This is a genomic window from Chamaesiphon sp. OTE_20_metabat_361 (genome assembly GCF_031364565.1).
On record NZ_JANLWO010000678.1, the window covers coordinates 1 to 5,345 of the forward strand.

The 5,345-nt window shown below is 50.9% G+C and carries 2 protein-coding genes; both read left to right on the forward strand.

What is annotated here, in order from left to right; translation table 11 throughout:
* Nucleotides 1-1,560 (forward strand): methyl-accepting chemotaxis protein (locus RMO35_RS19320; RefSeq protein WP_309743274.1); only part of this gene is annotated, 1,560 nt, incomplete at its 5' end.
* A gap of 107 nt (nt 1,561-1,667) precedes the next feature.
* Nucleotides 1,668-5,138: a response regulator gene (locus tag RMO35_RS19325; RefSeq protein ID WP_309743276.1), complete on the forward strand. Its 3,471-nt coding sequence runs from the start codon at nt 1,668-1,670 to the stop codon at nt 5,136-5,138.
* The last annotated feature ends 207 nt before the right edge of the window (nt 5,139-5,345 follow it).

Sequence of the window (5,345 nt, forward strand, 5' to 3'; positions counted from 1 at the left end):
GCCGGCGCTGCGCCGCGCTACATGGCGATGTATACCGTCGACAGCCCCGATGTCTTCGACAGCGCGGCTTACAAGGCGGCGGGTGGCGGCGGCACCAGCATCACCGCCGTATTGTCAAGTCCAGAGTATCAGCAAAATAAGCAGATTTATGCAGCCGGAGTGACCGCTACCATCTCCAAGATCGAAAGTGCTGCCGAAAACGCGGTGCAGCTCGATCGCCAAGCTCTGAGCGCGTCAATCTTGCTGGCACTGGTGAGCTTAGGTCTATTGGTGGTAACTGGCTCGCTGGTAGTCCTGACAGTGCGGAGCTATATTCGCGATCGCGAGCAGTCCCAGCGCGATCTCCAGGCATTCCAAGCCGATTTGCTCAAAGTGAATACCGAACTCCAGCAAGAAGCCGAACTGCGGAATGTACGACAGGAGCAAGTTGTCCGCGAGAGTGACACGCTCCAGGCCGATATCGGTCATATTCTGGATATCGTCAGTTTGCTCGAAGATGGCGATCTGACGGTGCAGGCTGAGGTCAACGAACGAGCAACAGGACTGATCTCCGATACGCTCAATCGCCTGATCGAGTCCCTGCATCAAACGATCGCGATCGTTGTATCCAGCGCCGATGGAGTAGCTGGTAGTGCGGGCGGACTAGAGCAATTAGCGGTCGAGACAGCTACTCAAGCTCAAAATCAAACTCGATCGATCCAACAGATCGAGACTTTAATCGCCCGAGTAAGTAGCCTCACTGCCAACTCTCAGCAGCAGGCATTGGCAACGATCGATGCCGTAGAATTGGCTCAAGCTGCCGTCAGCAACGGGCAGCAAGAAATGAATGCGATGGCAGATGGGATTGGTACCCTCCAACAGGGAACCGAGCAAATCTCCTTACGGATGCAGCGGCTGAATGAATTCGTAGAACTAGCCGCGCAGTTTGCCAAAGATCGGCAGCGGGGAGCTGCTCTCACCCGAGTCCTCGCCCTGAATGCTTCCTTACTATCTACCCGTGCCATCAAAGAGCAAGACCCCACCCAGTTTGCTAGTCTGGCACATGAATTTGCAACTATTGCCAAACAAGTCAACGAGCTAGCCGTCGATACCAACAATAGCTTGGTTTCGCTGCAAAATCGTACCAACCAGATTCAAACCGTAACTTCCGGTCTCGATCGGGATGTCACCGACATCAACGAGCTAGTCCACAAATTTACCAGTGAAATGGGCAAGTCTCGGCAGGCTTTCACCAATATTCAACTAGTGACCGATCGAGTAGCAATCGTCGGCGAACAAGTAAGTAGCTCCAGTCAAGAGATCGTTCGCGCAGTTGGCGAAACGCTCACGGCGATCGGCTCGATCGGGATTATCGCTCAAACTACCGAACAACAGGCAACAGTCACCCGCGAACAAGTACGCGCCGTGGGCGATCTCGCCCAAAATCTCCGCCACCGCGTCGAGTTTTTCCAGTTGGATCGCCACACCCCCTCACGGACTAATACAATCGCGCCTGAAGAAGATTCCACAGTTGTCAAAAATCCTGACGCTGTATACGCCCTCCTTCAATCCCGACCATGAGGCATCAGATTTTTCGGAGTACACAGATTACGTTGCTGGTGTGAACCCGCTCCCCGTCCCTCTGTCCCCCCATCTCTCCATCCCCATTCCCGTGCCGTAGAAACATCATGATGACCGCCGACAGTTCCGCCGAAGCACAATTACAACAAGAGTTGCGAGAGATGTTTCTCGTCGATACTCAGCAACAATTAGAGCTGTATTTTGATATCGTCCAACAGTTGCAGCCAGCATCTTGGATCGGTGATATTCAGTCAATCTACCGCGCGATCCACACGATTAAAGGCGGAGCAGTGACGGTTGAAGCCAATAGCATGTTGTATGGAGCGATCGTGCTAGAAGATCTCCTATCAGATTTGCGGTACCTGGAAGCAGCACCACCACTCGATGATGGTCATTTGAGCCAAATGCTCTTAGAAGCTGGCGAACTCCTTGCTAGCTGTCTGGAAATTGCGGAGCCGGGAACCAATGACGAGATTGAGGATGGCAATCGCGCCCAATTGACGACTCAGCGACTGCAAGCGCTCCACGCTCAGGTCAAGGAAAAATATTTACCAGACTGGAATGAAATGAAGCAAGTTCATCAAGAATTTGCCGAGCAGGGTTTCGATCTAGTCGTTTTGGATCTAGAAATGGAACTGGCAAATATCCCCGCACAAGGTGAAATTCCTGCCAGTATTATCACCGCAGCTCGATCGACGATCGACCAACTCACCCACATCGGTACCGAAATCGAATTAGAGCGCGGCTGGACGATCTTACTCCAACGCGGTGCATCATTAATCGCCAATCCCCATCCTCAATTGTGGCGATCGATCTGGTTGCCATATTTTCAAATCCTCAAGACCTGTATCAAAAATAGCGGCGAGATTGATGATGTCGAACTTGAAAAATTAGACGCATTAATAGTTGCTGCTGAATCTGAATCTAATCCACTCGATCTAAATATTCAACTAGATTTAGCCGATCGTATTGACATTGATGAACCAGTTATGGTCAGCAATCTTGAGATCGAATCTCATGCTGAGCTATCAGGTTTGCTTGATAATTTCTTCCTGACTGAAGAGATCTTACCTGTAGAATCGATCGATGCAGTTGCCCCGTCAGATGAACTTCTGCCGATCGCGATCGCCGCTGGTGAAGATTTATCAGGGTTACTCGATAACTTCCTCTTAGGTGACGAAATTTCACCTGTAGAATCGATCGACGAACCGCTCTCCGTAATTAACGAATTACCCAACGCGATCGATGAACCCACCAGACTGCCAGATTTACTCGATAACTTCTTCCTAGATGAGGACGTTTCGCCTGTAGCCATACCTGTCGAATCGAGCGACGAATCAATTGCCCAAATTAATGAATCTCTACAGAGCGCGATCGCCTCTCGTGAAGATTTATCAGGTTTACTAAATGATTTCTTCCTGGACGAAGAAATATTACCTGTCGATCCACCAGTTGTACCAACTACTGAACCCCTGGTATTAGCAATCGAATCCGATTTAGAACTACCAGATTTATTAGATGACTTCTTTAGCGATGAAGATGTCTCAGCCGATCTCAATCCGCCACAGTCAATTCAATCTGCTGTAGCAGAAATAGATGACCTCACAGAACTAGACGAGCTAGATAACTTAGATTTAATGGCATTATTCGAGGATGAACTTGTGGCACCGCCTGAGCCAGCCCCAGCCGACCCCGAACCACTTGCAGCACCCGTCGCCACTAGCTCAGTGGTAGAAACCAAACGCGGGATCTCCATCCCCGTACCCCTCGAACGGCTAGATCGATCGGCACAACAGGTAGTAGACACCCTATTGACAGCACGGGCGGTGATGAATGCCTCCAGCCGCCTCCGATCTCAACTCAGCCAGTTGAGCGTGTTGACACAAGAGAGTTCCCAATTTGTCACCAGACTGCGCCAACTCCAGGATAACTACGCCCTCCTCCGCGATCTCAGTGACGATCGCGATGCCAGCGATCGTGTCTCGATCGAGCGGTATCGTCAAGGCTACACCACGATCGTCCGGCTGCTCGAAAATATGCTGCGGATGTCCGAACTCGGGCAAGAAATCGACACCACCACTTATCAGAACTACAGCCATCTCGAAGATCTCGATCGCAGCATTCTTCGGCTCAAAGATGGGATTGAAACCAGCCGTCTAGTACCATTTCGGAATCTGACTCAGCGCGCCAGAGCGATCTTGCGCGATCTCACCAACCGCTATGGCAAGCCAGCCACATTAACCGTCGAAAATGAGCAGGTAGAATTGGATGCTGGCGTCGTCCAACAGTTAGAACCAGCTCTGCTGCACCTGCTCAGAAATGCCTACGATCATGGCTTAGAAACCGCCGCCCAGCGGTTAACGCTGGGCAAACCCGAGCGCGGGACGATCCATGTTGCCCTGACTCGACGGGGCAATCTGTATCGCCTAGAAATTGAGGACGATGGTGCTGGCATTGATGCCCAGAGCGTGCAGCAGATCGCCAAATCCAAAGGATTCCCGCTAGATCGTACTAGCACCACCAGCGAACTATTAGCTGTCCTCTGTCAGCCAGGATTTAGCTCTAGCTCCGCTGTCAGCGAGGTCTCCGGGCGTGGCGTCGGCATGGATGTCGTCGTCGCGCAGATTGCCAGCATGGGCGGCAAATTGAGCCTAGATACTCAAGTAGGTCGCGGTACCAAGTTTACGATCGAAATTCCGGCTCCACAACTATTAGTCCCCTGCGTACTATTCCAAGTTGGCGATCGCACGATTGCTTTCCCCACAGAAGAAATCCTCGAAACGGCTCTATTGAGTTCGCTGTCAGCAACAATGTCCGCAGATAATGAAGTAAATCTTTGTGCCTGGACGCTGACAACTAGTAGGGGCAATGTACCTGGTTTCGATCTTGCCAATTATTGGCAAACGACCGATCGATCGCTCCCCGATACCGCAGTCTGCATTCGGACTCGTCAGGGTCATAATGGTAGCGAAATTTGGTCGATTGCCGACGATTTACTCGGACAAGCCGAACTGCTCATCAATCCTCTCCCCAGCCCGCTGATTGCGCCTGCTGGCTTATTGGGGGTGAGTCTTCAATCTGACGGCAGGTTGATTTCGATCCTCGATCCGATCGCGTTGACGACTAAACTTGCCACCAGTGTCGATCGTCGCGCCACTGACTATAGTTTCAGCACGATCGCCGTCGAGCGCACCAAATCGTCTGCCCCAGTCATTCTAGTCGTCGATGATGCCGCACTGATGCGCCGACGGTTTGAAGCCAGTCTCAATACCTACGGATTTATCACCCATACCTGCAACGATGGTCTAGAAGCCCTAAATTGGCTAGAAAATAATCCCCACCCCGATCTGATGATTACTGATGTGGAAATGCCCAATATGGACGGCTTCACGCTGATCGATCGAGCACGACAATTGGGCATCTCCATCCCGATTCTCGTCGTCTCCTCGCGATCGTCCGAGGAATGGGGTAAGGAAGCTCGCCGTCTGGGAGCAACCGATTATCTCAACAAAGGCTTTGCTACGACTGAAATGATTCAGAAAGTTAACTCGCTGCTAGGATTATTAGTTGAAGCTTAATATTGAAAGGTAAAAGGTAAAAGGTAAGCTGTCGGGTGGGCACTGCCCACCATTTAGGTTTCAGGTATTACCAATTCGGTCGATATTGCTACTGATATACTTAATTAAAATTAGCTAGACAGATCGAGTAGAACAACAAATCTCGATCGAAAGTAAGTAGGTACGATCGCTCCTAAAATAGATGATGCCTGGAACATATTGGTGGGC

Bases quoted from the DNA above. Each gene is read 5' to 3' on its own strand.
- RMO35_RS19325 (WP_309743276.1), top strand. From the start codon at position 1,668: ATGATGACCGCCGACAGTTCCGCCGAAGCACAATTACAACAAGAGTTG.